Origin of the sequence: Paraburkholderia sp. BR13439, assembly GCF_040948805.1 — a bacterium.
GTDB classification, from domain to species: Bacteria; Pseudomonadota; Gammaproteobacteria; order Burkholderiales; family Burkholderiaceae; genus Paraburkholderia; species Paraburkholderia youngii.
The window spans coordinates 121,832-148,109 of record NZ_JBFPKN010000010.1; the positions used below are offsets into that span (position 1 = coordinate 121,832).

The 26,278-nt window shown below is 65.7% G+C and carries 22 protein-coding genes; all 22 read right to left on the bottom strand.

The genetic code is table 11. The features are described from left to right. Positions 1 to 5: 5 nt before the first annotated feature. Positions 6 to 839 (bottom strand): shikimate dehydrogenase, encoded by an 834-nt coding sequence (gene aroE / locus AB3X96_RS20780; protein WP_368591162.1) that lies wholly within the window; start codon positions 837 to 839, stop codon positions 6 to 8. Further along, positions 839 to 2,059 carry a CaiB/BaiF CoA transferase family protein gene (locus AB3X96_RS20785; RefSeq protein ID WP_368591163.1) on the bottom strand — a complete coding sequence of 407 codons (1,221 nt, stop codon included), beginning with the start codon at positions 2,057 to 2,059 and terminating at the stop codon, positions 839 to 841. The genes aroE and AB3X96_RS20785 overlap by 1 nt, the downstream gene beginning before the upstream one ends. Continuing rightward, positions 2,059 to 2,520 carry a MaoC family dehydratase gene (locus AB3X96_RS20790; RefSeq protein WP_368591164.1) on the bottom strand — a complete coding sequence of 154 codons (462 nt, stop codon included), beginning with the start codon at positions 2,518 to 2,520 and terminating at the stop codon, positions 2,059 to 2,061. Before AB3X96_RS20790 ends, AB3X96_RS20785 begins: the two co-directional genes overlap by 1 nt. A gap of 3 nt (positions 2,521 to 2,523) precedes the next feature. After that, positions 2,524 to 2,916: a VOC family protein gene (locus AB3X96_RS20795; protein WP_368591165.1), complete on the bottom strand. Its 393-nt coding sequence runs from the start codon at positions 2,914 to 2,916 to the stop codon at positions 2,524 to 2,526. Next, positions 2,913 to 3,863 (bottom strand): ketopantoate reductase family protein, encoded by a 951-nt coding sequence (locus AB3X96_RS20800; protein ID WP_368591166.1) that lies wholly within the window; start codon positions 3,861 to 3,863, stop codon positions 2,913 to 2,915. Before AB3X96_RS20800 ends, AB3X96_RS20795 begins: the two co-directional genes overlap by 4 nt. Positions 3,864 to 3,998: 135 nt before the next feature. Beyond that, positions 3,999 to 4,319: a DUF4148 domain-containing protein gene (locus AB3X96_RS20805; protein ID WP_368591167.1), complete on the bottom strand. Its 321-nt coding sequence runs from the start codon at positions 4,317 to 4,319 to the stop codon at positions 3,999 to 4,001. Between the two features lie 171 nt (positions 4,320 to 4,490). Continuing rightward, a complete protein-coding gene (locus tag AB3X96_RS20810) occupies positions 4,491 to 5,246 on the bottom strand; it encodes a hypothetical protein (RefSeq protein WP_368591168.1) in 756 nt (251 codons plus the stop codon). Positions 5,247 to 5,506: 260 nt separating this feature from the next. Beyond that, positions 5,507 to 6,286: a glucose 1-dehydrogenase gene (locus AB3X96_RS20815; protein WP_368591169.1), complete on the bottom strand. Its 780-nt coding sequence runs from the start codon at positions 6,284 to 6,286 to the stop codon at positions 5,507 to 5,509. 41 nt (positions 6,287 to 6,327) lie between these two features. Then, on the bottom strand, positions 6,328 to 7,791 hold the full coding sequence (locus AB3X96_RS20820; RefSeq protein ID WP_368591170.1) for a serine/threonine-protein kinase: 1,464 nt from the start codon (positions 7,789 to 7,791) through the stop codon (positions 6,328 to 6,330). A gap of 40 nt (positions 7,792 to 7,831) precedes the next feature. After that, positions 7,832 to 8,710: a DUF3365 domain-containing protein gene (locus AB3X96_RS20825; protein ID WP_368591171.1), complete on the bottom strand. Its 879-nt coding sequence runs from the start codon at positions 8,708 to 8,710 to the stop codon at positions 7,832 to 7,834. 56 nt (positions 8,711 to 8,766) lie between these two features. Continuing rightward, a complete protein-coding gene (locus AB3X96_RS20830) occupies positions 8,767 to 9,798 on the bottom strand; it encodes a hypothetical protein (RefSeq protein ID WP_368591172.1) in 1,032 nt (343 codons plus the stop codon). Between the two features lie 130 nt (positions 9,799 to 9,928). Continuing rightward, the gene (locus tag AB3X96_RS20835; protein ID WP_368591173.1) at positions 9,929 to 10,480 is read right to left on the bottom strand and encodes a hypothetical protein; all 552 of its coding nucleotides are present in this window, start codon (positions 10,478 to 10,480) and stop codon (positions 9,929 to 9,931) included. A 76-nt stretch (positions 10,481 to 10,556) separates the two neighbouring features. After that, the gene (locus AB3X96_RS20840; RefSeq protein ID WP_368591174.1) at positions 10,557 to 11,483 is read right to left on the bottom strand and encodes a hypothetical protein; all 927 of its coding nucleotides are present in this window, start codon (positions 11,481 to 11,483) and stop codon (positions 10,557 to 10,559) included. Positions 11,484 to 11,504: 21 nt separating this feature from the next. Then, the gene (locus AB3X96_RS20845) at positions 11,505 to 12,128 is read right to left on the bottom strand and encodes an OmpA family protein (RefSeq protein WP_368591175.1); all 624 of its coding nucleotides are present in this window, start codon (positions 12,126 to 12,128) and stop codon (positions 11,505 to 11,507) included. 177 nt (positions 12,129 to 12,305) lie between these two features. Then, positions 12,306 to 13,007: a type VI secretion system-associated protein TagF gene (gene tagF / locus AB3X96_RS20850; protein WP_368591176.1), complete on the bottom strand. Its 702-nt coding sequence runs from the start codon at positions 13,005 to 13,007 to the stop codon at positions 12,306 to 12,308. Beyond that, positions 13,004 to 16,549, bottom strand: a complete 3,546-nt coding sequence (gene tssM, locus AB3X96_RS20855; RefSeq protein ID WP_368591177.1) for a type VI secretion system membrane subunit TssM — start codon at positions 16,547 to 16,549, stop codon at positions 13,004 to 13,006. Before tssM ends, tagF begins: the two co-directional genes overlap by 4 nt. Positions 16,550 to 16,595: 46 nt before the next feature. Then, positions 16,596 to 17,885 (bottom strand): DotU family type VI secretion system protein, encoded by a 1,290-nt coding sequence (locus AB3X96_RS20860; protein WP_368591178.1) that lies wholly within the window; start codon positions 17,883 to 17,885, stop codon positions 16,596 to 16,598. 23 nt (positions 17,886 to 17,908) lie between these two features. Then, the gene (tssK, locus tag AB3X96_RS20865) at positions 17,909 to 19,243 is read right to left on the bottom strand and encodes a type VI secretion system baseplate subunit TssK (RefSeq protein ID WP_368591179.1); all 1,335 of its coding nucleotides are present in this window, start codon (positions 19,241 to 19,243) and stop codon (positions 17,909 to 17,911) included. 20 nt (positions 19,244 to 19,263) lie between these two features. Then, a complete protein-coding gene (tagH, locus tag AB3X96_RS20870; RefSeq protein ID WP_368591180.1) occupies positions 19,264 to 21,078 on the bottom strand; it encodes a type VI secretion system-associated FHA domain protein TagH in 1,815 nt (604 codons plus the stop codon). A 31-nt stretch (positions 21,079 to 21,109) separates the two neighbouring features. After that, positions 21,110 to 23,101: a type VI secretion system Vgr family protein gene (locus AB3X96_RS20875; protein ID WP_368591181.1), complete on the bottom strand. Its 1,992-nt coding sequence runs from the start codon at positions 23,099 to 23,101 to the stop codon at positions 21,110 to 21,112. Between the two features lies 1 nt (position 23,102). Next, positions 23,103 to 23,492 carry a DUF4280 domain-containing protein gene (locus AB3X96_RS20880; protein ID WP_368591182.1) on the bottom strand — a complete coding sequence of 130 codons (390 nt, stop codon included), beginning with the start codon at positions 23,490 to 23,492 and terminating at the stop codon, positions 23,103 to 23,105. Between the two features lie 26 nt (positions 23,493 to 23,518). After that, on the bottom strand, positions 23,519 to 26,275 hold the full coding sequence (gene tssH, locus AB3X96_RS20885) for a type VI secretion system ATPase TssH (protein WP_368591183.1): 2,757 nt from the start codon (positions 26,273 to 26,275) through the stop codon (positions 23,519 to 23,521). Between the last annotated feature and the right edge of the window lie 3 nt (positions 26,276 to 26,278).

Sequence of the window (26,278 nt, forward strand, 5' to 3'; positions counted from 1 at the left end):
ATGCGTCAAATGAGCGGAACGCTCAGCCGGTCGATGATCGCTTGCGTCTGCGGTCGAACGCCGCGCCACCACTCGAACGCTTCGGCAGCCTGCTCGACGAGCATGCCGACGCCGTCGGCGATGCCCTGCACGCCCGCATTTCGCGCGAGCCGCAGGAACGGGGTGAGCCCCTTTCCATACGCGAGTTCGTACGCGGTTCCTGCTCGGCTGAACACGTCCGGTGGAACCGCAGGCAACTGACCGGTCAGGCTCGCCGATGTCGCGTTCACGACGAGGTCGAACTGCCCCATCCCGTCGAGTTCCCGGTAGCCGCATGCGATCAATGGGCGGCTGCTCGCGACTTGCGCGACCAACGCCTCGGCCTTGCGCACATCCCGATTCACGACGACCAGTTGCGCCGGACGCGCCGCGATGAACGGCAGCAACGCGCCACGCACCGCTCCGCCCGCACCCAGCACGAGCACGCGCTTGCCCGCCATCGGCTGAGCGAGGTTCACTTCGATATCGCGCACGAGACCGACGCCGTCGAAGTTCTCGGCAACGATCCGGCCGTTTTCGAACTTCAGCGCGTTCACGGCGCCGGCGAGCGTGGCCCGTTCGCTGCGCTCGTCGGCAATCGCGAACGCCTGCAGTTTGAACGGCGCGGTGACGTTCATGCCTCTGCCGCCCGCGGCGATGAACGTCTTGACGGTCTCGGCGAAAGCGTCGGCGGGCTCGATCGGACCTTCGATCGCCGAGTAGCTGATGTCCTGTCCGGTCGCCTGCGCAAACAGACCGTGAATCAGCGGAGATTTCGTGTGGCCGATCGGATTGCCGATCACCGCGTATTGGTCGCTCATCACGCACTCCCCTTCGAAAACAGCACGCCCTGGGTCTGCATCGCGTCGATTTCTGCGGCGCTGAAGCCCAACGACTGCGCGACTTCCGCGTTGTGCTGACCGAGATCCGGGCCGACTTCGCGGATCGACGTGTCGCAGTCAGAGAAGCGGAACGGCAGGTTAGGCAGGCGCAGCTTTCCGAAGCGCGGATGGTCCTGCTCGATCACCATGCCACGCGCGACGATCTGCGGATCGTTGACCACTTCATCGATGCGCTGCACTTTTGCGCAAGGCACGTCGACGCCATCGAGCAGCGCCAGCACGCCGGCGACCGGCCGCGCCGCAACCCACGGCTTCACGACCGCGAGGATTTCGGTGCGATGCGAGTTGCGTCCGTTCAGGCTGTGGAACCTCGCATCGGTGCCGAAGCCGGCCGGCCCGCCGTGCTGTTCGACGAGCGAAGCAAACCGCTTCCACGCATCGTCGACCTGCGCGGCGATCACGAGATCGCCGTCGGCCGCGCGGAACACGCCGTACAGCGTCGACGTCGGCATGTCGTGCCCCGTCTGCTCGGGCAGCACGCCTTGCATCGTGTAGCACTGCACCGCGTATTCGTGCATCGACACCAGCGTGTCGTACAACGCCATGTCGATATGCTGGCCGCGACCGCTCTTCACGCGGCCGAGCAAGGCGGCGTTGATCGCGGCGACCGCGTGAATGCCCGTGTACATATCGCCGAGCGAAATGCGCATCAGCGGCGGCGGTTCGCCGGGATTGCCGACCATCTGCATGATGCCGCTCTTCGCCTCGGCGATCAGACCGAAGCCCGCGCGATGCGCGTCGGGCCCGGTGTGACCGTACGCCGAAATCGAGCAGTACACGAGACCCGGATTGCGTTCGGACAACGCGGCATAGCCGAGGCCCAGCTTGTCGAGCGCACCCGGCCGATAGTTTTCGATGAACACATCGGCCGAATCGCACAGACGCCGCATGAACTCCTTGCCGCGCGGGTCTTTCATGTCGACGCTGACGCCGCGCTTGCCCATGTTCAATTGCAGGAAGTAGGCGCTTTGCTGGTCGTCGAGGATGGTCGCGTGCTGCCGGCCGGCATCGCCGCTCCCGGGACGCTCCACCTTGATCACTTCGGCGCCGAGCGCCGCGAGGCAGCGGCCCACGTACGGACCGGCAAGAAAGTGGCTGTAGTCGACGACGCGAATACCTTCGAGGGGGCGGGCTTGCATCAGTTCGCTCCCGGACGGCGCGGCACCATCAGCCGATGTTCGCCGCGCTGGACGACCTGACCGTCCTGATTGATCAGTTCGGACGGCAGCACGACGATGCCCCAGTCCGGACGGCTGTTGCTCGCGCGCATGTTGCCGACGCGGAACTTGACGTGAAGCACGTCGTTGACCTTGATCGGCAACAGGAAATCCCACGTCCAGCCGAGCGACATGCCTGGCAGGAAGCGATAGTCGCTCTGCGTCTTCAGGCCATCCGCGATCGACAGGCCGAACAGCCCGTGCGCGACGATCGAACCGAAGTGGCTCGCGTTCGCATATTCCTCGTCGACGTGCACGGGCGTGCGATCGCCGGTCAGATCCGCGTAAGCGAGAATGCGTTCTTTGGTGACGGTATAGGTCGGGCTCACGCACTCGTCGCCTTCGTTCGCGTCGTCCCAGTACTTTTCGATGATCGTGCTCATGCTTTACGCCTCCGCGCGTGGATTGATCGCCAGCGCCTGCGCAACGCACGTGGCGGGTTTGGCCTGAATCAGTTCGACCGCGAGTCCATCCGGCAGGCGCAGCCAGTTGCGCCCTTGCGGCATTTCACTGACGCCGAACGCTTGCGCCGCGGCGAGCGAAGCCTCGAGGTCCTCGCACATCACGCCGAGATGCGCGAGCCGGCCCTCGGGACCGTCGTAGCGCGGATCACTGATGAACTGCAGTCCACCGAGCGTCCAGTACTGACGCGGCTCGTCGCGCGTGCCATCCACCTCGCGCATGGTCATGCCGAAGACTTGTTCGAAGAAGCGGATATGCCAGTGGATGTCCGTCACCCAGATGGCCACGTGCTCCAGATAGGCTTTCGCGCCGCTCATGCCGTCGCTCCTTCTCGCTGACGGTCGGTCATCGCGCGCTCGATGCCCTTGATGCACGCGACGAGCGTCGAATTGACCGGCGTCGGCACGCCGAGCCGCTCGCCCCACCGCACGACCGCACCGTTGATGAAGTCGATTTCCGTGACCGAGCCTTTTTCGAGGCTCTGCAGCATCGAGGTCTTGAACGCGGGCGAGAGACCTTCGGCCGCGAGCGTCCAGGCTTGTTCCGCTTTCGTGATCGAAAGACGGACGCCGGCGGCCTTCGCGGCTGCCATCGCTTCTTCGATCGCCGCCAACGCGGAGGCTTTCAGAACGGGCTCCTCGTACAGTTGCCCATACGTCAGACCGGTGATGCCGGTGATCGCGCCCGTCGCGACGTTGATCAGCAACTTGTCCCACATGGTGCCGAGGATGTTGTCGCTGATCGTGGTCGTCAGCCCCGCACTGTTGAACGCGTCGGCGATGGCGCGGACCCGGTCGGTGACCCGACCATCGAGCTCGCCGACGATGGTCAGCTTTCCGTTCACGCCCGACTGGATGTGCCCGGGCGCCTTCAGCACGCCGCCCACATAGGTCTTGCCCGCCAGCACGCGCTCCCGGCCGACGATTTCGCCGAGCACGTCTTCATGGCCGAGGCCGTTTTGCAGCGACAACACGAGCGTGTCGGGTCCGACGAGATCGAGCGCGCCGCGCATTGCCGAATCGGTGTGGAAGGACTTGACCAGCACGATGACGAGGTCCACCGGCCCGACTTCGGCGGGGTTCATCGTCGCGCGGACTTTTACGCGGCGTGAGCCGTTGGCATCGTCGACTAGCAGGCCGTCTCGGCGCATGGCCTCGACGTGCGCCGCGAAGCGGTCGACCAGCCACGTCTGATGGCCGCCTTCAGTCAGCGCGGAGCCGATCGCGCAACCCAACGCGCCGGCTCCCAGGAATGCGATCTTCATAGATGTCTCCGTGATTTAGGGACGAAGATACGATTCCTATCTCATGCTGGCAATGCAATGAACGCAATAGGATCATTGAAAATTTTAATGTTATGGTACGCCAGCGGGGGTGGATCAACGTTCCAGTCTTTCCCCTCAATGCGTGCGCACCGTCTGACCGCTCTGTCCCGCGTTCATCGCCGCGGCTCTATCCGCTCGATGCATCGCGGCCACCTTCGCTTCCGCGGCCTGAATATCGGCGGGATACGAACCATCATCGCCCATCGACGGGTTGTATCCCGCCGCTTCCAGCTCCTCGAGTTCGTGCATGACCTCCGCGCGCGTGAGTTGATGAGGCTCGGGCTCCGATACAGTTTGCGCCTCCGCGCTTGTGCAGCCCGCCATCAACATCACACCGGCGAACACGCAGCTCAGTAGCGAGCAAACCGCGTATTGATTCAACGATTCCGATTTCATGATGTACTCCTTTTGACCTGAGGATGTATTCGCGCATCCGTATTCACTTCGGACCGTCTCGTCAGATCGTGAGTGTTACGCGATGCACATCCGGTAGACGGAGTTTTCTCGTTGGATATTCCCGGTATTTTCGTCAAGGAGCATCGTGATTAGCCAAATACTTCCGGATGTCTAGATGGAACTACCACGCAATTTCCGACGCTCGATCCCATTGCGCAATTGACCTGCGACGAACGCGCCGACGATCAGAGACAGATACAAGGCCACGAGATCGTGACGCCATGTGTTCAATGCAAGCTGATGCGCAATCAGTTTTGGATCGGGAGTTGGAAGGACTGCCCGCTTCGCTTCGACGGCTCGCATCATCCTGACAAAGCCTGCCGCGGACAACAATGGCAGCACGATGACCCATGTCAACAGCACGGGCTTCATGCGAAGCGCCCATCGCATGTGACGCAAGCGAAACCATAGTCCGAGGCATCCGTGTATCCATCCGGGCGCGAGCAGCGCAAGCTGCAAACCCTGCGTACCGGTCGTCAGCAACTGGATCACGACACGCTCGTAGTCCGGTTCGAAGCCATAGAGTGTGGACGCGAGCCGGGTCGTCACCGCATGACGGATCAGCAGCAGCGGCAGACTGAGTCCTGCCCACAGACGCACCCACTCCGCCGGAGGCAACGCCCAGTGACGGCGCGCATAAATCGTTCGCATCGCCAGCACGAAATGCAGCGCAGCCGCTCCGTATAACGCGATCGTTCCAGGCGCGCTGCGCCAGAGCCGCAGCGCCAGAACCAGACCGCGTCCGGCGAGTTCGAGCGACCAGATTCCGAGTGCGTGATTGAGCAGATGGAGAAAGAGATAGACCAGCAACACCACGCCGGAGCCGAGTTGCAATCGCCGCAGAGCGGCTTGCATCCGCAACGTCATGCGAACGTCCCGTTGATGTCGTATGTCACGTGCGGGGCAAACGCCGCCTCGTCGATCAGGTTCATTTGATCACCCATCCGATGTCAGTCTTACCTGCAAGACCATCGAGATGCGGTGCTTATTCCCGGTTCGATTCGCCGCATCATCGCCCCATCACGCGTTGCGCGCGACATCGCCCGACACCGCATACCCGACCTGCATGCCGTGAAGGTGGTGCCGGGGAGGCTTGCAGGCCTCTGCGGCGGCGGCCTGAAAGCCAGTCAAAGCGTCGCCGTCACCCCACCATCGACATAAAGAACATGACCGTTGACGAAGTCAGACGCGCCGCTCGCGAGGAAGATCGCCGCGCCGACCAGATCCTGCACATCCCCCCAACGTCGCGAAGGCGTGCGATTGACCAGCCAGTTGCTGAACGCTTCATCGTTGACGAGCGCGTCGGTCAGTTCCGTCCTGATGTAGCCGGGGCCGAGGCCATTGACCTGAATGCCATACTGGCCCCAATCGATCGCCATGCCTTTCGTCAACATTTTCACGGCGCCTTTGCTCGCGGTATAGGCGGCGATATTGGGCCGGCCGAGTTCGCTTTGCACCGAGCAGATGTTGACGATCTTGCCGCGCTTGCGCGCGATCATGTGGCGCGCGACCGCCTGCCCGACCAGAAACACGCTATCCACATTGGTCTTCATCAGCTGTTCCCATTGCGCGTGGGAGAACTGCTCGAGCGGCGCGCGCCGCTGCATGCCGGCGTTGTTCACGAGAATATCGATCGCGCCGATCTCGCTTTCGATCTGCGCCACCGCCGCTTCCACCGCCTCCGGAGCCGTCACGTCGAAACATCGCCCATGCACGGTCGCGCCTGCGTCGCGCAGGCGGCTGACCGCTTCCGCCAGCCTCGCTTCATTGCGGCCGTTCAGCACGACTTCCGCACCAGCTCCTGCCAGCCCTTGTGCCAACGCATAACCGATACCGGTACTCGATCCGGTAACGAGCGCGCGACGCCCGCTCAGGTCGAACATCTGCAGACTGTGGTTCAACTTCATCCCCCTTTTGAATTCGATGTAGCAGCGTTCGATTCGTGAAGCTAACCCGATGAATCGAGATCGTGCCGGAACCGGCGGCGCTGCGCGGCGTCGCTGATGCAAGCTTCTACCCGTTGAACGAACTCGTCGAAACTTGCGGCATGCCGCGCCTCGCGACTGGCAATCATCTTCGCGATCGGCCCCACATAGACGGCCAGCTTAACGGCGACGGCATCGATGCTGGCCTGATCGATCGCACTGCCCGGTGACGTGCCTGCGGCGCTCGCGGGCGATCCAGCCGATACCTTCGCCGCAGCCGCAGCCACCGCGACGCCTGAGCCCGGCGATGACGACGCGACCATCGACATATCGGGCGAGCCCGCCGTCAGCCGCGCGAAGGCCTGCTCGAATTCGAGCCGCGCCGTGTCGGGCAACACCGCCGCCAGTTGCGCGCCGAGCGCTGGCAGGTCGTTCGCCTGGGTGGCCGCGCGTCGCACCAGCAGGCTCGCGAGCGGGCCCATGTGGATCGCGAGTTGGCGTTCGATGCGCGCGAGCGTCTCAGGGGGCCAGTTGCGCGGCACCGAAGGCACAGGCATCGGCGGGTTGCCGCCGCCCGTCGCATGCGCTGGCAAGGCTGCGGACGCGGACCAATACGCGGAGGGCGTCACGATAGTCCGGTCATCGTCGGCCGCGGCGGGTGAATCAGCCAACGACCTCAAGCTCGCGAGCCATTCCGCGGCCGAACCGAAGCGGTCTTCTGGCCGCCTCGCAAGTGCCTTGACGAGCATCGCGTCGATCGCCGGCGGCAACGCGGAGACGATTTCCGACGGCCGGGCCGGCGCATCTTTGAGGATCTTCTGCCTGATCGTAGCCGGCGAGCCGACGAACGGCTGACGGCCGGTCAGCATCCGGTACAGCACGACGCCGGCCGAGAACAGGTCCGCGCGGGCATCGACCGATTCGCCCTCGAACTGCTCGGGCGACATATAGCTTGGCGTGCCGATCATCCATCCGGACGAGGTTGCGGATGAGCCGATGCGCGCGACGCCAAAATCGGCGACTTTCAGCAGCCCCGCCGCCGTGACGAGCAGATTCGCGGGCTTGATGTCGCGATGCACGACACCCGCCTCATGCGCATACGCAAGCGCGGCGAGCAGTTGCGCAAGCCAGTGAAAAGCGTCCGACAGCGGCAGCGGGTGGCCCGGTACCAGCAAGGTATCGAGGCCATGTCCGGCGACGTACTCCATCACGATGTAGGCCGTATCGCCGTCTTCGCCGAAATCGTGGACCGTGACGATGTTCGGGTGCGCGAGCCGACCGGCCGCGCGCGCCTCGTTTCGAAAACGCAGCAGCATGTCGCCGCTACTGTCCTCGCTGGCGAGCAGTTCGCGGCGCACGGTTTTCAGCGCCACGGGTCTTTCGAGGTGCGGATCGAACGCAAGATACACGACGCCCATCGCTCCCGTGCCCAGCACGCGGTCGATCCGGTACTTGCCAATCCGAGTAGGCGTTGCTTCGTTGCTCATGCGGGTTCCGGTCGAGAAGCGCCTGGCCGATCACGCCAGCTTACGCCCCCAGCATCCGCAGCGCTTCGACGAGACTCGTTTTCATGCGGTTGAACGACACGGCGAGCGAGGCGATTTCGTCGCCGCCGCGCGTCGAAAACGATGCGGTGTCGAGCTTGCCGAGGCTCACTTCATCGGCCGCGCGCGACAAAGCCTTGAGCCGCTTCGTCACGAGGAAATGCACCATCAGGTTCAGCGCGATCAGCACGCACCCGAACACCGCGGCGAACGACAGCATGAACGTGCGCCACACGCTGTGCGCCTGTCCCAGCGGCAGCGACATCGGCACGGACACGACCTGCGCGCCGATCGTTTCATGCAGAGGCCAGTTGAAGCCGTTGGCCGGTCCGTACTTGTCGATCATCGTGCGCGGCGCCGCACCAGGCGTGCTGTGGCATTCGAGGCAGGCGGTCGAGTCGATGCGGGTGGGCCGCGCGATGTAGAGACTCGGGCCCGACGGCGTCGCGCGTTCGCCAATCAGCTCGGGCAACTCGGGATGGTCATGCAGGCGCCGGATCACATCGGTCTCCCAGTCCGTGGCGCGGTCGCGCGGGTTGGTCGGATCGAGCATCGCGCTCTTGTACGAGAAGCCCGGAAATTTCTTCTGGATCGCAAGCAGGCTTTCGACCGCGGAATACGCGGGAATCGACTGCGGGACGAACGCGTATTTGATCTGCGTGGCCAGCAGCGGCGTCACCTGATCGGACGTGTAGTTCTGCGCCGCGGTAGCCGCTTCGATCATCAGGCTCGCGTCGCGCACGGTCGTCTGCACCGCGTTTTCCTGCAACACCCGGTCGGCCACGAAACCGGTCGCGGCGAATCCCGCGGCGAACACGACGAGGAAGGCGAGATTGAACTTCACAGTCAACGACAGGTTCATGGCTGCTCCACGCGAATGGTGTGCAAGGGCGTCAACGCCCGGTGCTGCATGGTATGTCAATGATGCTCGTAGTCCGCCGTGGGTTTGTCCCGGTATATCGAGCCGGGGCCGTATTGTGGACGCACTAGCTGCGGTGCTGATGCGGGCCCTTTGTGTGGCTCGCCCGCCGGGCGCGGCGGCGGCAATGGCGGTGGCGGCGGATGCAAAATCGGCCGCCATTCCGGCAAAACGTCCAGATGGGTATCGACCTGCGCGCGAAAGGCAGCGGTTTTGAGCCGCGGGACGAAGCGTTTGACGAAAGTGCCGCGCTCGCTGACGCTGCTCGTGAGCCAGTCGGAGACGTCGGCGTAATCGACGGCGCGCACTGGCGCGGCAAGTTCGTGTCTGCTCGGCAGCCGCCCCGCTACCCCGACCAACGCGTCCCGAAAGCCTGGCGGCATCGTGCCGATGAACTCCGCGGACGGCCGCGGTTGCGCACGCAGGGGTTCGTCGGCATGTCGCTCGAGGTACTGGCCCGCGTGCAAAGTCTGTTTGGGCGCCTGGGCAGGGGCGCGAACGACGGCGATCGCGTCATCACCCGACTCCGCGAAGATGGCGGCGCGCTCGCCGGCGGTCATGGTGACGACCGACCACGGGCCATTGCCTGAAGGCTTGATGTCGAGGCCGTGAAGCTCGATCGACAGCGGCGCTTGCGCGGCTGCGCTCGCGTTGCGGCCGACCTTGAGCCAGCCGCTCAGCATCGTGATCCGCAGCGGTCCCGCCGCGGCGTTTTGCGGCGCCGACGGCGCTTTGAGCAGCACTTGCGTTTGCGGCCCGAGCGCGATCAGCGTCCCCGCACTGTCTTCGAGCTGCGCGGATTTGCCGGCGTCGGTTTCGATGATGTCGTCGTCGCGCAGCCTCGCGCCCTCCCCGGTCCGATACAGTGAGGCGCCGCGAATCACCGACACCGGACTCTCGGCGAACGACACGACGACCTCCGCATGGGCCAGCGGCACCGCCGACCCAAGCAGCGCCAACGCGCCGCCCGCGCGTGCGCGCAGCAAGGCTGACGCCAGCATGACGAGGAAACGGCGAGCGAATCGCATCATCGGGGTCCGTTGCGTCGGTGTCTGCGGTACTGTGTATCGTAGACGGTCCGATTCGTCGAGGGGTTCACCGACGATGGCCGACACACAACGTATTTGCCCCAATCGCGGCGCGCGGACCGCCGCGCCTGCGTCAATTCGCAAACGTCGCCAGCTTGAACGTGCACGCAGTCGCCCCCGGCATCAGCAGCCCCTGCTCCACCCCGACGGGCACCTGACTCTGGCCCGGCCCGTACAGCCAGTAGGTGAAATAAAGCGCTCCCGCATGACTGACCGCGAGCCGTTCCAACGCCTGGAATGGCCCCGAATTGATCTTGCCCAATTGCGGCACGAGGTTGATATCGGTCGAACCGCCGAGCGTGTGCGGAATCGCGTGGCCGCGGTGGTAGGTCCCGCCGTTGGCGAGCGGATGTCCGCGCATCCGCGTGGCGATTGCCTTGCGCGGCACCGGACTCTTTCCCTGACTGATGCCCCACGCCGCGACGAGGCGCTCGGTCGACATGTCGAACAGATATGAAAACTGGCCCACGGACGTTTCGAGCAGGTCGCACGATGCCACGCGCCCAACGTAGTCGTCAGCCCACAGCTCGACCAGCAGCGGGGCGACCTCGTCGCTGAACGCGTCTGCCGCATGCGTTCGCGACAGGCGCGGCAAAATGCGGTTGAGTTCTGCATAATCCGTCATACGTCACCTCGACAGCGTGGGTCGCGCGTTTCGCGCGGGCTCGCTTCGTCCTCGCCTGGTCCTCGCCTGGTCCTCTTTATCCGCCCGCCCTCGCGACCGCCTCCTGCAAGCGCCGCCGCACCTTGCCGACATCGATGCCGCCGGGTCCCGGCGTATCGATGATCGGCATATAGCGCGCGGGCGTATGCAGCAAATAGGCCTGCATTTCGTCGATCACGATCCGGTCGCTCGGGTCATAGCCGAGGTTCTCCAGTTGCCGGGTCAGCTCCGCGCGTTCCTCGTAGCTCAGTACCTGCCACCAGAAGGCGCGGCATGCGTGTGCGTATGCGCCGTCCGAGAAGTACTGCCAATGACCCAATTCGTGACTGAGGATCGCGGCCCTGACGGTGGCGTCGATCGTCTCGCCGCCCGGCGCGCGACCCAGCCCGGGAATGGTGATCAGAAAATCGTGTGCGCTCGCCGCTTTCCAGGTCCCCTGCTCGTCGCGAATCAAACGCCATCGCACGAGAATCGCCTGCAACATGCGCTCGCCCTGGTTCAGCACCACCCCCTGCTCGCGCGCGAGTTGGAAAAAATGCGTCAACTCCTCCGTGCTGAAGTTGTTGCCCGCCGTCAGCCCGGTCGGGTCGGTGCCGAAGCGCCGCGCGTGAGCCGCGATGGCCGCTGCCGACACCACCCGGTCGTGCGGCATGTCGCGGCGTTCGAGCAATGCCACCACGCGCGCGAACATCGCGCCCTGTTGCTCGAGGCTGGCCGCCTGCATCACATAGAGGCCGGGATGGTCCGTCACGGTGAACAGTTGCTGGCGGGCGTCGGGAGCCAACGCGGCGGCGAGCCGGGCAAGCGGCAAGCGCACCGCGCCGGTGTCGTCGTCGACGGCGGCGGGTTTGTCGGCGGCGTCGTTCGAGGCCGGCGGACCGGCGGCGACCGCGATCGTAGTCACGCACGCGAACAACAGCATCGCGCTCGTCGCGACGTCGCAGTACACGCGATAACGTGTCATCGGCGGCAACCTCGAAAGCGCCTAATCCGTGACCGTGACGATCGTCACCCGACGGTTCTCGGGCGCCGTCGGATTGCGCTTGTTCAGCGGATCGGAAGAACCCTTGCCGAGCGACGACAGCCGCTCCGCCGCGATGCCGTCCTTCTGCGTCAGATATTCGACCACCGCGGCCGCACGGTCTTCGGAGAGCTTCATGTTGGCATCGGCCGAGCCGCGAGGATCGGCGTGCCCTTCGACGCGAAACCGGTACGCCGCGAGTTTCTCCGACTGTAATGCGCCGGCGACCTTGTCTAGCGCGGCCTTCGCGCTGTCGGTGAGCGTGGCCGAATTGGTGGCGAACGTGATCAGGATCTGCGCGGCGGGTTTTCTCGCGGGCGCGGGGCGCGGCGCGGCGGACGGCGGCTTGTTCGACAGCACGAAGCCGCGCGTCACGACGTTCTCGCCCGACTCGCTCGACTCGTCGGGTTCGAGCGCGCGTGTCACCGACTGCTCGTTGATGTCCTGCTCGTTCAGGACCGGTTCGGCCGCGCGCGCGACCGTGCACAGCAAGGCAAGCAAGCACAGCGCGGCGGACAGAACGCCGCCTGGAAGGCGTCGTACGGAACGGGAATGGGCCAGGCGTGACAGGCGTGACAGGCGTGACATACGGCGATCTCCGCGCAATGAAGTTGCGGTAAGGCCGCCAGCGCCCCGTCTCGGACCGTCGGCGAACGCCGGCGGGAACCGGCGTATGACAGCCTCATCACTTAAAGACGAATGATGGGAAGTCAATTTGAAACGCTGCCCCTCACCTGCGGCGGGCGTGTTTGTGTGAGGCCGTGACTACGCGCCAGCGTTCGAAATCACGTCGATCACTGAGTCCCACTCCTGCCTGCCGACGTCGAGCAGACTCGCGAACTGCAAGCCGGTCGTCGCGGCTGTGGAAACTCTCGCCGAAGCCGGCACCGCCGGCGAACCTTCGCTCCACCAGACCGCGTGTCCCATTGCGACGGTTCGTTCGAGCAATCCCGCGAATCCGCCGTCGGCTGCATCGGGGATGGCGAGCCGCCACGGCATCAAAGTGCGATCCTCGTTGAACAGGCTCTCGGCACACAACGCCGCGTCGAATGCATCGAGGGCGAATTCCGGCGTCAGTGTCGACAAGGCCAACGTCACCAGCCGGTCATACCATCCTTGCGCATCGGCCAGGCGCCGTTGGAGTTCGGCGCCGTCGATCGCCTCGGCGATCGTGAACGGAAAATAGCGCCCCACCCGGTCCACGCCCGGCGTCAGAACGCCCGCCCACGCGCTCGGGCCATACAGACCCGCGCCCAGCGCGAAACACCACACAGGGGCATTCAGATACAGTTCGAGCCACTGTGCGCCGAAGCGCTGCCGCGCGAGCAACATGCCTTCCTGCAAACGCTCATCCCAACGCGTGACGAACTCTGCGGCCAGGCGGCGCCCTACGAAATCGCCATGCGTGCGTACTTTGCCGAAGAAACCGGGCCCCGGCGCCGGCTCCTGCGCATGCTCGCCGCTCATAGCCGATCCGGACAGCGGAACTGCTCGAGCATCGCGCGACGAAACGGATTCACGATGCTGCTGGCCGCCAGTTCGAATTCCGCACGCCGGCCATCCGAGTCGAAGCTCAAGCGAAAGCGGTCGGGCTGCGCGGTAGGTTGCAGCCGCGCGTCGTCCATCAGATGCAGCAGTGCCCACGGTCCGTCGGCGCGCGCCGCCGGTGCGCTGCCCGCCGGCGTGAACTCGACGTGCGCCTGGCCGGTGCCCTTGCCGCTCGGCCACTGGAACACCATCGATTGCGGCGCCTCGGGTTTGACGACCATTTGCTGCCCATCGATGTCGAGCGTGAACTGGGTAATGGATGGATCGATCGTCAGCGGCTTCACCGTGAAGCGGACCGACACGTCGCGGCCGCCGGCCCGGAAGAACGCATCGCGGATCTGCGCCGCGCGCTGGAATTGCGCGAGCACGTCGACCGGGATGCCGAGCGTATCGGCGCCGCTGCGCCATTTCCATTGCGGTCCCGACATGTCGACCATCGTTGCGAGGTTCTTCTGGAAGAACTCGTCGATCAAGCCGCCGGGGCTCAGCAGCCTGCCGAAATCGTCAGGCGCGACGTCGCGGGTGGAGACACGCACCAGCGGATAGCGACCGTCGAGCGCCTGCCGGCACAGCTGCGCCACGTTCGCCTGCCACAACGCGTTCAGGCGCGCCCGCTCGCCGCCCACCATCAGCGACCCCGCGCCGCCCGCGACGTCGGTGGCCACCGTCGCGAGCGGCGGCGGCGCCCCCTGGGCCACCAGCTTGAGCTTGTTCAACGCATCGCCGGGTGGCGGCGGCAAGCCCTGGCGGCGCGCCGAGTCCGCAGCCTCCAGATAGGTCGCGGCGTCCTTCAGCGCGGCGAGTTGCGTGTCCAGCGGCACCGGGCCCGGTGCGCCGGGTTTGCCGGCCAGTTCATGCAGCGCCTGGAAATGCGCGTCGACCGGATTGAGTTCGGCAGGCGCGGGCGGCGCCGCGTCTTCCGGCTGATTGCCGAGCGCGCTCTCGAGGCGCTTTTTGGCCGCATCGAGCTTGTTGGTCAATGCGGCAACGCCTTGCTCCGTCAGCGAACCGCCCGTTCTGGTGCTGCCCAGCGTGGTTTCCTGCGCCGCGGCCAGCATCAGCGAGCGCAGCGGCGAGTCGGGCGCCGCGAGCACATTCGTCACGCGCGCTCCCTGCTGCACGCCGTCGAACGGCACCACGTCGATATCGTTGAGCAACGTGTCCCACTGGCGGATGTACTCGTCGTAGTAAAGCCGGGTGATGCCCGTCTTCAGGTCCTCGATACCGTTCGGCGTCAAGACCGATTCCTGACGGCCGAGCACCCAGTCGTCCTTCGCGATATCGATCACCGCCGCGTCGCGCAACTGGCCGAACTTCTGATAGCCGGCCCGCGTGTACGCGCCTGAAACACCGCGCGTCAACGGCGCACCGCTCTTGCGCACGAGCACGAGCGAGGCATTGCGCCCCGCCGCGTTGGCGACGCTGAACTCCGGCAGTCTGCTCTGTTCGAGATCCCGTTTGACGCGGTTGAACAGGCGCTGCGTCAGCGGCATTTTCGCGAGCGTCGCGCGCGCCTGCGCGATCAGCTCCTTGTCGAGCGGCAGCGACGCATCGAAGCGCGCCGGCTCGAACAACGCGGCGAGATGACCGTCGATATCGTTGCGCTGATCGTCGCTGGCATCGCGCAACGGCCCGCGGCGCCAATCGACATCGGCCCACAAGCGCACCGAGTCGGCGTCGAAATGCAGCGAATCGCCCAGCATCAGATACGCGCGCAAGACTTCGTACTGGAAGTCGGGATTGTTCGCGTCACCGCGGCGCAATTCTTCTTCCATCCGGCTCACCACCAGAGGCAGCAGCGTCTGCCGCAACAGCCGCCGATAACTGGCCTGCGCTTCGAGGCCGAGCTTGTCGCCCTGATAAAGGCCGAGACGCGACAGCCACGGCACGCTTTTATCGCGGTCCGCATAACCGCCGGGCAGGTCGCGCGCGGCATTGAGCAGCGGCAGCAGCGCCAGCGGGTTGTCGCCGGGCTGGGTGGTCTGCGCGAGCTTCTGCAAGTCGGTGACATGCTGTTGAACATCGGCGACGTACGCGCGATTGCGCTGATAGCTGACGAACAGCAGAACCAGCGCCAGCACGGTGACGACACCGATCGCCGCCAGCGCGGCGCGCTGAAACCACGCGCGGCGCCGCTCCAGTTTCTGGTTCACGCCCGCGAGTCCGGCTTCCTCGAAGATCACGCCGCGCAGCAGCCGCGTGATGAAGTACGCGCGGCCGCTCGCCGGATCGGGCAACACGGCCTGTTGCTGGAAGCCGAGCGCCGAGGCCACCGCGCTCATTACGCGATCGATAGGCCTGCCTTCCTGGGTGCCGCTGGTGAAATACACGCCGCGCAGCAACGCGGACTGCTCGAAGCGCGAGGTGCTGAAGGTTTCGTCGAGAAAGCTCTTCAGCACGGCTTGCAGGCCCGCGAACTGCTGCGGGAATCCATAGACGAGCGCACGCCGGCGCACGTCGGTCTCGCGCTGCATGCGGCTCAGCACGCGGGCTTGCAACTGCTTTTCCAGCGCGCCGAATTCGGCGGGGAATGCGGCCAGTGTGTCGTCGGGCGAACCGCCCTCGGTGAACGGGAACGTCATGCCCCAGACCTGTTCGCGCTCGTCGCGGCCGAGGTCGTCGAAAAATTCGGCGAAACCCGCGAGCAGATCGCATTTGGTCACGACCACGTAGACCGGAAAGCGCATGCCGAGCTTGCCGTAAAGTTCCCTGAGACGCTCGCGTACGGCTTGCGCCTGCTGCGCGCGTTGCGTGTCGGACAATTGCAGCAGGTCGCGCGTCGACAAGGCCACGATGACGCCGTTCAGCGGCCGGCGCGGCCGATACTTGCGCAGCAGTTGCAGGAAGCCGGCCCACGCGGCCTGATCGGCTTCGGCGAAACTATCCTGGGTGGTGAAACGGCCCGCGGTATCGAGCAACACCGCGTCGTCGGTGAACCACCAGTCGCAATTGCGCGTGCCGCCCACGCCGCCGATCGACTGTTTGCCGAGCCGCTCGGCGAGCGGAAACTTGAGCCCGGAGTTCAGCAGCGCAGTGGTCTTGCCCGTGCCGGGCGCGCCGACGAACATGTACCACGGCAACTGATACACGTACTGACTGCCGAAGCGCCCCTTGACCCGCGCCTTGCGCAAGGTTGCCATCGCGGCTTCGAAACGCTGCTTCAACGCGGCGATGTCGGCCTCGGATTCTTTCTTGCCGGGTGCGGGCTCGGCCGGTCCCTCCGCCACCACGCGGGTGAACCTGATGTTGGCGAGACGCATCGCGATCCAGCGCACGCCCCAGTACACGGCCCACACCAGCAGCAGCGTGATGATCGCGGTCCGGCGGCTGCTGTCGCTTTCGAGCGGCTCATGACCCGCGTATGCGACGAGCGGCCCCTCGACCCAGATGATCAGCGACAGCGCCAGCACGCCGAGCAACGACAGCACGATGGCTCGTCTGAGCCAGCCAAAGGTTTTCATACCCGGCTCTCCTGTGCCACGCGCGACGGACCGATCCCGAAGGCCTTCACGATGCCGCTCCCGGCGCCAGCACCGTGATATCGACGCGGCGGTTGCGCGCGCGATTCGCGGCGGTGTCGTTCGGCGCGATCGGCTCGGCGTCGCCGCGCCCTTCGGCGCTGAAGCGGGGCGGGTCGCCGGCCCGCGACGCGAGCATGTCGCGCACCGCTTCGGCGCGCGCCTGCGACAGATGCCAGTTCGACGGAAAGCGCGCGGACAAGACCCGCTGGTTGTCCGTGTGCCCCGCAACCACCACGTTGCCAGGCACTTCCTTCAACGCATCGCCGATGCGCTGGATCAGCGGCACGAAACCCGCGGCCACATCAGTACTGCCCGACGCGAACAGGCCGTCGCCATTGATCGTGACGACGGTCCGGTCGGGCAATTCCGAGACCTTCACGAGACCTTGGGCGATTTCCGGCGCGAGGAATTGCGACAGCTTCGGCGCGGGCTTGGGCGCGGCCGCGAGTTTCGACGCAAGCACCGGAGCCGGCGCGACGCGGATGCCGTGCAGCGCTTCGAACACGCGGTCGGACATGTCGTTGAGCCGGAAGCTCAGCACCAGATGAACGATCACCAGCACGAGGCAGGCGATTGCCGCGGCCACCCACAACGGCACGAGTTGCAGCAACGGCTTGCGCTCGACCTTGACCGGCAGCCAGTGCGGCGACAGGTCGCGTTCGGCCGCGCCGCGCTGGCCGCGAATCATCTGTTCGAGGCGTTCGCGGATCGTGTCGAGCTGAGTGCGCCCACCGTCGATCAGACGGTAACGGCCTTCGAAACCGAGGCCGAGAATCACGTAGATCAGTTCGAGCACGTCGATATTGCCCGCGGGGTTCTGCGCGAGACGCTGCAGGATCAGGAAAAAGCGCTCGCCGCCCGAAGCCTCGTTATGGAACGTCACGAGCAGGCTGCGGCTGCCCCACAAGCCCGCGCCCCACGGCGTGCTGGCGATCGCTTCGTCGAGGAACGTGCACAGGCAGTAGCGCGAGGCGCCGAGCTTCTCGTCGTCGATGCCGTTGGCGCGGCCCTGCGTCTCGAAGTTGCGCACCATTTGCATCAGCTGGTTGCGCAGGTCTTCGACATTCGGATGGGTCGGCAACTGGCGCAACGGCAGCGCCAGTTCGATCAGCGGATTGGCCGCGCGCAACAGCGGATTCAGGCCGCCGCCGGCGGGCAGCATCGGCGCTGGCGTCGCGGCGGTTGCAATGAACGGCGCGCGCGCGCCGCCCGGCGTCGGAATCAGGATCGTCGCGCCGGGATCGTCGGCGGGGCCACGCGGTTCGTCTGGACTCACGATGAACTTCCTCAATCAATGCGTCAGCGGCGAATTGCCCAGAACTCCATCGTCAGACCGGGAAAGTCGCCGGCGACGTGCAACGCCATGCCCGCGGAATTCGCGAACTGCTTCCACAGTTCGTTGCCGCGATCGAGTTCGAAGTAGGTAAAGCCCGCATGGAACGGCAGTTGCCGCGGCGCCACCGGCAACGCGCGCAGGCCGACGCCCGGCAATTGCAGATTGACGAGATCGCGAATGCGTTCGATCGGGCCGATCTTCACCTGCGGCGCGAAGCCGGTCAGGATGTGCTCGGCCGGCATTTGCGCGCGCACCGCGAGCACGAAGGTAGCGCCTGCAAACAGCGTCTTGTCCGGCACGATTGCCACGCGCAAACCGAACTTGCGCTCTTCGAGCGGGATCGCCACCGCGTGCGGGTCCATCACCATGCTCAGCGACGCGCGAATGTCGTCGATCACCGGCGCGAAGGTTTCGCGCAACCACTCATGGCGATACACCGGATACGCCGGGGGCCGCTTCGACGCCTGGCTGAAGGTTGCCAGTTCGCCGGCCAACTGCACGGCCAGCTGGTACAGCGCTTCGGGATGCAGACCGGTCATCGTCGACAGATGCGCGGCGAGCGGCTCATGGCGATTGATCAGTTGCAGCAACAGGAAATCGGCCACTTCCGCGACGCCGGTCACGCCGGGCTGCGCAAGCCGTCCGGCCAGCGCTTCGCCGCGCTGATGCAAAAGGCCCACGAGGTCGTCGACGAACGCCGCGAGCCGGCGCGCCACCCGATAGTCGAGACACGGCGGGCTGTAGTCGTTCTCGAGCACGACGCGGTTGTCGGGCAGACGCTCGAGCACGCGTGCGACGCCGAGCGCCGTGTACGCATTCGCCACTTCGGGCGCGAGCGCGAGACGCACCCGCAGTTTGCCGATCTGCAGCAGCGCCGCGCCGGCATTCGGATCGTTGCTGTCGCTGACGTCGAATTCGGCGACACGGTGTCGCGCGAAGTTCTCCTCGCTGGCTTCGTTGCCGGTTTCGGCGACGCCCGGCCTGCGCACCGGCAGCGCCAGTTGGACCAGCACGTTGCGGGTGCCTTCGGGAATCTCGAGCGGCTCGGGCAAGTCATCGTCGGCGGGCAGATCGAACGGCGTGCCGTCCGGCATCACGCCGGAGCACGACAGCAGCGCGAGCTTGCCGAGCTTGAGCAGCGGCTCGTCGATCTCCAGCGCGGTAAAGCCCCAGCTATACGGACGCAGGCCGCCCGCGCGCGTCTCCAGTTGCCGCTGCAGATAGCGGTCGTGCTGCTGCAGATGCTGGGGCTGCAGAAACATCCCCTCCGACCAGATGACTTTGCTGTTCCAGGACATGTTGTCTCGTTCAAATATTGCTAGATGGGATCGGCGGGATGCTTCGGCTGACGCTCGCGGGCCGCGCGCAGTTCGTCGATCTGGGCCTCGTACGCTTCATTGAACGCCTGACCGAAGAACTTCTGGAAGTCGTCGTCGGCATCGCGCGCGACGGCGCCCTGCAATGCGACGAACAGATCCCACAGCTTCGCTTTGCGGTTGGACAGCACTTTTTCGAGCGCGCCCGGGTCTTTCAGCTGCGCTTCGATCGAAGCGGGATTGAAGCGTCCCAGCACGTGCGCGAGCGCCGCGCGCATGCCGGCGAGGACCGCGAGCTCGTGCGCTTCGATATCGTCGAAGGCGCGCCTGAGCGCTTCGTCGGGCGGCAGATAACCGGCCGAGCGGCCGGTCAGCATCTGCGCCAGCGCGCTGTCGACGTCGGGGAAAAATTTGAGCGGGTTGTTGTCGCGCGCGACGATTATCGTCATGTCGAGACGGGCTTCGCGTTTGGTCATCGAGCGCGCGCGCAGCACGCCCATCGTGCCGCGCAGCGCTTCGCGCAGCATCGTGCCGACCAGACGCGCGAACTCCGGTTCGGGCAGATGCGGCGCGCGCGACGGGTCGAGGCCGAGGCCTTCGAGCAGCGCCTGCAGGGTGGCGGGGTTCTGGCTCGCGGTGGTGGCGGTGGCCGTTTGGCGAACCGGGGCTGGCTCTGCGCTCGGCGCCGGTGCGGCAGGCGGTGAGGCGGTCGGGCCCGCGGACGGAGCCGGCTGCTGAACCGGCTGCCCCACTGGCTGCGGGACCGGCTCCGAAGCGGGCTCCGAAGCGGGCTCCGAAGCGGGCTCCGAAGCGGGCTCCAAAGCGGACTGCACAGCAGGCGACGGCCCCGGCGCCGCAGCCGGCACGGCGACCCGCGCGGTGGTGGCCTGCGGTGCGACCACGGGCACGATCACCGGCACCACCGGCGCCAGAGGGGTCGATGGCGCGAACTGGGCCGACGGCGTGGACGGCGTGGACGGTATCCCGAACAGATCATCGAACGGTGTCGCGACCGACCCCGCCGCGCCGGGATCGAGCAATCCCGGCGGCAAGCCAGTCGGGCCACCCAGAGGCGCGGCCGACGGCGCGGGCGCAGTGGGCCATCCCGGCAACTCGTGCGCAGGACGCGGTGCGGCAGGCGACCCGCTGCCCGGCTGCCCGGGCGTTTCCCACTGCGCCAACGCATCCGCGAGCGGATCGTAGTCCGCAGGGATGCCCCCCGCGGGCGTGGCCGGCCTGCCGGGCTCGGGCCGGGATGCCTGCGGCGCCGAGAACGCCTGCAACTCCGGCGACACATGATCGCTCTCCGAGCCCGCAAAGCCCGGACGCGACGAGATCCGCTGCGGTGCGCCGAAGCCCGGTTGCCCGAGCGGATCGAGCGCGCCGATCTGCAACACGTCGCCCTGCGAATCGGCCGCCAACGGTCCACTGAGCACTTGCGCGGCGCTCAGCGGATCATGGCCGCCCGTCAGACCTCGCACGCTCGCCGCCTGCTCGCCGATCGACACTTCGAGCAGATACGGACCGATCACCAGACGGTCGCCGTCCGCGAGCCGCGCCTCGCGCGTGCCGCCCAGCGCGCGCTGATTCAACACGCTCGGATTGCTGCCCAGATCGCACAGCAGATAATCGCCGCCGCGAAACTCGACGCGCGCGTGCACGCGCGAGATCGCGCGCTGTTGATCGGGCAGCACCAGCGTGCAGTCGTTGGCCCGGCCGATCGTGCCGCCGGCGGGGCCGAACGCGATCACGATCGGCTCGGCCAGCGTCTCGTCGTTGAATCGCGCAACCCGCAACGAAAGAATCGGATAGTTCACTTGGCTCCCCACGAGCGGTCAGGTGCATCACTCACGATTTGATTTTTTTGGTTCCATCATCGGCATCTTTCGGCGCGCTCGGTGCGCTCGGGGACGAGCCGCTGCCGGAGCCCGCCGAGCCGCCCGAATTGAGCAGGATCGGCGTGCCCGACACCGCCACGCTGACCGGGCCGACCACCACGAACGCGCCGCCCGCTTTCAGCGTAATACTCGCGCCCGCTTCGATCACGATGTTCATGCCCGCCTTGATGTGGATATTCATGCCAGCGTCGATCGCGTAGTCCATGCCGACTTTTTCCTGCAGCTTCTGCCCGACCTTCAGCGACGCATTGCCGTCGACCTGGGCGTTCTGATCGCCCGTCACCGCGTCGTGGCGCGCGCCGGTGATCGCGACGAACTCGTTGCCGGTCACCTTCAGATGCCGGTCGTTGCCGACATTGCTCAGCATGTCGTTCTTGACCCAGGTCTCGTGATCCTTCTCGGCGTGGAAGAACAGTTGCTCACTGCCCTTGTCGTCATCGAAACGCATTTCGTTGAAACCGCCGCCGCCCTTGGTCGAATTGCTCTTCAGCGTCGAGAACATCTGATTGGCGGGCAACGCGTACGGCGGCATCGAGTTCGCGTTGTACACGCATCCGGTCACGAGCGGCCGGTCCGGATCGCCCTCGACGAATTCGACGACCACCTCCTGACCGATCCGCGGCAGGAAGAACGTGCCCCAGTTCTTGCCAGCCCAGCTCTGCGACACGCGCACCCAGCACCGCTTCATGCGCGCGTCGGAATCGGACGGCGGGGCGAACTGCTCCCAATGAAACTGCACCTTGATGCGGCCGTATTTGTCGGTGAGGATTTCTTCGCCGTCCGGGCCGACCACCATCGCGGTCTGCGGGCCCGCCACGACCGGCTGCGGCGTCAGCCGCTCCGAACGGAAGTGGTTTTCCTTGCGCAACGCGCTGAACGCGCAGTCGAAGAACGGCAGCGAAGGATCGTGGCGCACCGTCGACACATAGACATCCGAATTGATCTCGTACGCGGCGCTGACCACCAGATAGTCGTGATTCTGCGCGTCACAGGCGTGATTTTCGAGCTTGAACTGACCGCCCGGCCAGATGCCGCGCGCGCTCGCGCGGCCCGAGATGCTGTCGTTGCGTGCCTGGCGGATCTCGATGCCGACCTTCGCGTAGCGGTCGCCGTCGCTCGCCTGCACGTGCCCGCTCAGATGCTCCTGCATCGTGTAGACCGGCGGATCGTAGACTTTCGGCCGGGTCGCGCGCGACAGCAGCCCTTGCTGATTGCTCGACGTGGGCTTTTCGAAATCGTAGTCGTTGACTTCATACTTGCCGGTCTGCAATTCCGCGCCCGAACTCCACGCATACACGCATTCCTTCTCGTTCGAAGGCTCGTACCACGCATCGTATGAAATCGACGCATAGTGTTCGATCGGTGCGTGCACGTCGCTCGAATCGGTCAGCACCAGCGTGTGCTTGCCCCCTTTGTGCTCGAAGTAGTAGTAGATGCCCTCGTGCTCCATCAGGCGGCTCACGAACGCGAAATCGGTCTCCCGATATTGCGCGCAGTGCTGCAGCGACGGATAGGTCGCCTGGCACTTGTTGCTGACGTCGATGTTGTAGTCCTGCAGCACGCTGGTCACGATATCGAGCACGCTCTTTTCGTGGAAAAAGCGGCTGTGCGACGCGCGCGTGAGCAGCCACAGCCGCGGACGCACCACCGCTTCGTAGCGCGCCATGCGGTTGCGGGTGTTGTCGCCCGGCGCGACGATCCGGAACGCCGTGACGATGCCGTTGAATTGCCGCTCGCCGTCGCCCGGCAACGACAGCGCAATCGAGATGTCATGCCCGAGCAGATCGCCGGCTTGCAGATCGTTGCGCTTGCTCAGCAGATCGAGCCGCCATTCGCTCAGGCGCCCCAGCTCCTCGGTGCCGCGCAGATGCAGAAACAGCAGATCCTCGCCGGCAGGCGCGCAACTGACGGTGACGTGTCGGTTCGGGTTTTGCGTGGTCATATCATGGAATCATGGTCTTGACCGTCGCCGGATTGACGACCGTGACCACGCCGCCCCAGTTGCACATGCAGGTCGACACGTTGTCGAGCGACGGCTGGTTGCCGAGCAGCACGGTCGGCGCGCCCGGCGTCCACGGCGTCATGGTGGCCGGGATGCACGGCATCGGCGTCAGCACGCCCAGCGCCGCGGCCGTCGCGGCGGCGACGGTCGGGTTGGCCGGCGAGCTGCACACGCCGAACGGCATGATGTTGACGAGCGGTATGTGATCCATGATGTTGGCCGCGGGCGGCCCCTCGCCCATCACCCGGTTGATCGGCAACACCACGAGCGTCGAAGGCGCCGCGCCGAACGAACACTGCAGCGTCGCGCCCATGCTGACTTGTTGCGGCATATGAAGGCATCCTCCGGTTGGATCGATCAATCGAACGTATACAAAAATTCACCGTCGCGCGCGCCGATCTGCACTTTCGTGACCGGGCTTCCGTTCATCATGCGCGTCAGAAATTCCGTGCTGATGCGCGGCAACAGCGTGTTGGTCAGGATCGCGTCGATCATGCGTCCGCCGCTTTCGAGTTCGGTGCAGCGGCTGCCGATCAGCTTCACGACGTCATCGTCGTACGTAAACGGAATCTTGTGCGACATGCGGATGCGTTTCTCGATCCGGCCAAGCTGTAGCCGGATGATCGCGCCGAGCATTTCGTCGGACAGCGGGAAGTACGGAATCACCACGACACGTCCCAGCAGGGCCGGCGGAAACACCTTCAGCAACGGCTCGCGCAACGCCTTGGCGATGCCCTCCGGCTCCGGCATCAGCTCCGGGTCCTTGCACAGGCTCGTGATCAGATCCGTGCCGACATTGGTGGTCAACAGGATCAGCGTGTTCTTGAAGTCGATCACGCGGCCCTCGCCGTCTTCCATCCAGCCCTTGTCGAACACCTGGAAGAACAGCTCGTGAACGTCGGGATGGGCCTTCTCGACTTCGTCGAGCAGCACCACGCTGTACGGACGGCGGCGCACCGCCTCGGTCAGCACGCCCCCTTCGCCATAGCCGACGTAACCCGGCGGCGCGCCCTTCAGCGACGACACCGTATGCGCTTCCTGATACTCGCTCATGTTGATCGTGATGACGTTCTGCTCGCCGCCGTACAGCACCTCGGCGAGCGCCAGCGCGGTCTCGGTCTTGCCGACCCCCGAGGTGCCGGCGAGCATGAACACGCCGATCGGCTTGTTCGGATTGTCCAGACCCGCGCGCGAAGTCTGAATGCGCCGCGCGATCATCTCGGTCGCGTGAGCCTGGCCGATGATGCGGCGGTTCAGGTTCTCCGCGAGCTTCAGCACGTTCTCGATTTCGTTGCGGACCATCCGGCCCACCGGTATGCCGGTCCAGTCCTGCACGACGGAGGCGACCGCCTGCTGGTCGACGCTCGGCAGGATCAGCGGGTCTTCGCCTTGATGCTGCGCGAGCTGCGCCTGCAACTCGCGCAATTCGGCGAGCCGCGCTTCGCGCGTCGCGTTGTCGGTGGCGAGGCTCCCGGTCGCGCCGGGTGCGGCTGTTCCGTTCGCAGCTTCGTTCGCGTCGCTCACTTGCGCCGCGCCTTCCACCTTGCCCGTCTCGCCGCGCAGTTGCGCGCGCAGCGCGAGAATCCGCGTCACCAGTTCTTTTTCCGCCTGCCAGCGGGCGTCGAGCGTGGCGAGACGCGCCTGTTCGGCGGCGAGCTTTTCCGCCGCGGCGGCTTCACGCTCCCGCGTGTCGACGCCCACCGCGCTTTCGCGGCCGATGATCGCGAGCTCGGTTTCGAGCGCCGCGATCCGCTTGCGCGAATCGTCGACCGATGCCGGCGTCGCATGCTGGCTGACCGCCACGCGCGCGCAGGCGGTGTCGAGAAGGCTGACCGCCTTGTCGGGCAACTGCCGCGCCGGAATGTAGCGATGCGACAGACGTACCGCGGCTTCGAGCGCTTCGTCGAGCACCTGCACCTTGTGGTGCTGCTCCATCGTCGAGGTGACGCCGCGCATCATCAGGATCGCGCGGGTCTCGTCCGGCTCGCTGACCTGCACGACCTGAAAGCGCCGCGTCAGCGCCGGGTCTTTCTCGATGTGCTTCTTGTACTCGGCCCACGTGGTCGCGGCCACCGTGCGCAGCGTGCCGCGCGCGAGCGCCGGCTTCAGCAGATTGGCCGCATCGCCGGTGCCGGCCGCTCCGCCCGCGCCGACCAACGTGTGCGCTTCGTCGATGAACAGGATGATCGGCTTCTCCGAGGCCTGCACTTCCTCGATCACCTGCCGCAAGCGGTTTTCGAATTCGCCCTTCATGCTCGCGCCGGCCTGCAACAGACCGACGTCGAGCGTGCGCAACTGCACGTCGCGCAGCGACGGCGGCACATCGCCCGCCGCGATGCGCTGCGCGAAGCCTTCGACCACCGCGGTTTTGCCGACGCCCGCTTCGCCGGTCAGGATCGGATTGTTCTGGCGGCGGCGCATCAGGATGTCGACCACCTGGCGGATTTCCTCGTCGCGCCCGACGATCGGGTCGAGCTTACCGTTGCGCGCCTGTTCGGTCAGATCGGTGGTGAAGCGGCGCAGTGCCTCCTGCTTGCCTAGCGCGGCGGCCGGCACCGGGCCGCCGGTGGTGTCCGCGTCGCTGCCTTCGCGCTGCGCGCCGCCCGCCTGAAAGCCATCGCTCGCGCTCATCGCCGCTTCCGGCGACTCGCGCAGCAGGCTGTGAAATTCATCGACGAGCGAATCGAGCTTGATGCGCTCGAACTGACGCGAGATGCCGTAGAGCCCGTTGCGCAGCGACGGCGTCTTCAGGAGGCCGACCACCAGATGCCCGGTGCGCACCTGCGACTCGCCGAACATCAGCGAACCGAACACCCAGCCACGTTCGACCGCCTCCTCGACCTGCGACGAAATATCGGTCACCGAACCCGACCCGCGCGGCAAACGGTCGAGCGCTTCGGTCAGATCGCGCGCCAGCGCGGAAGGCTCGAGCCCGTAATGTTTGATGATGCGATGCAGGTCGGAGTCCTGCAGTTGCAGGATCTGATGGAACCAGTGCGACAGTTCGATATAAGGATTGCCACGCAACTTGCAAAACACGTTCGCGCTCTCGATTGCGCGGAATCCGAGCTTGTTCAGCTTGCCGAACAACGCTGCCCGTTTGATCTCGGCCATTTT

Excerpts from the sequence above, each read along its gene's own strand:
- AB3X96_RS20875 (WP_368591181.1), bottom strand. The coding sequence starts at position 23,101 with ATGACCACGCAAAACCCGAACCGACACGTCACCGTCAGTTGCGCGCCT.
- tssH (WP_368591183.1), bottom strand. The coding sequence starts at position 26,275 with ATGGCCGAGATCAAACGGGCAGCGTTGTTCGGCAAGCTGAACAAGCTC.
- AB3X96_RS20795 (WP_368591165.1), bottom strand. The coding sequence starts at position 2,916 with ATGAGCGGCGCGAAAGCCTATCTGGAGCACGTGGCCATCTGGGTGACG.
- tagF (WP_368591176.1), bottom strand. The coding sequence starts at position 13,007 with ATGAGCGGCGAGCATGCGCAGGAGCCGGCGCCGGGGCCCGGTTTCTTC.
- AB3X96_RS20840 (WP_368591174.1), bottom strand. The coding sequence starts at position 11,483 with ATGACACGTTATCGCGTGTACTGCGACGTCGCGACGAGCGCGATGCTG.
- AB3X96_RS20790 (WP_368591164.1), bottom strand. The coding sequence starts at position 2,520 with ATGAGCACGATCATCGAAAAGTACTGGGACGACGCGAACGAAGGCGAC.
- AB3X96_RS20815 (WP_368591169.1), bottom strand. The coding sequence starts at position 6,286 with ATGAAGTTGAACCACAGTCTGCAGATGTTCGACCTGAGCGGGCGTCGC.
- aroE (WP_368591162.1), bottom strand. The coding sequence starts at position 839 with ATGAGCGACCAATACGCGGTGATCGGCAATCCGATCGGCCACACGAAA.
- AB3X96_RS20785 (WP_368591163.1), bottom strand. The coding sequence starts at position 2,059 with ATGCAAGCCCGCCCCCTCGAAGGTATTCGCGTCGTCGACTACAGCCAC.
- AB3X96_RS20805 (WP_368591167.1), bottom strand. The coding sequence starts at position 4,319 with ATGAAATCGGAATCGTTGAATCAATACGCGGTTTGCTCGCTACTGAGC.
- AB3X96_RS20830 (WP_368591172.1), bottom strand. The coding sequence starts at position 9,798 with ATGATGCGATTCGCTCGCCGTTTCCTCGTCATGCTGGCGTCAGCCTTG.
- AB3X96_RS20835 (WP_368591173.1), bottom strand. The coding sequence starts at position 10,480 with ATGACGGATTATGCAGAACTCAACCGCATTTTGCCGCGCCTGTCGCGA.
- AB3X96_RS20880 (WP_368591182.1), bottom strand. The coding sequence starts at position 23,492 with ATGCCGCAACAAGTCAGCATGGGCGCGACGCTGCAGTGTTCGTTCGGC.
- AB3X96_RS20800 (WP_368591166.1), bottom strand. The coding sequence starts at position 3,863 with ATGAAGATCGCATTCCTGGGAGCCGGCGCGTTGGGTTGCGCGATCGGC.
- AB3X96_RS20820 (WP_368591170.1), bottom strand. The coding sequence starts at position 7,791 with ATGAGCAACGAAGCAACGCCTACTCGGATTGGCAAGTACCGGATCGAC.
- tssK (WP_368591179.1), bottom strand. The coding sequence starts at position 19,243 with ATGTCCTGGAACAGCAAAGTCATCTGGTCGGAGGGGATGTTTCTGCAG.
- AB3X96_RS20810 (WP_368591168.1), bottom strand. The coding sequence starts at position 5,246 with ATGACGTTGCGGATGCAAGCCGCTCTGCGGCGATTGCAACTCGGCTCC.
- tssM (WP_368591177.1), bottom strand. The coding sequence starts at position 16,549 with ATGAAAACCTTTGGCTGGCTCAGACGAGCCATCGTGCTGTCGTTGCTC.
- AB3X96_RS20825 (WP_368591171.1), bottom strand. The coding sequence starts at position 8,710 with ATGAACCTGTCGTTGACTGTGAAGTTCAATCTCGCCTTCCTCGTCGTG.
- AB3X96_RS20845 (WP_368591175.1), bottom strand. The coding sequence starts at position 12,128 with ATGTCACGCCTGTCACGCCTGTCACGCCTGGCCCATTCCCGTTCCGTA.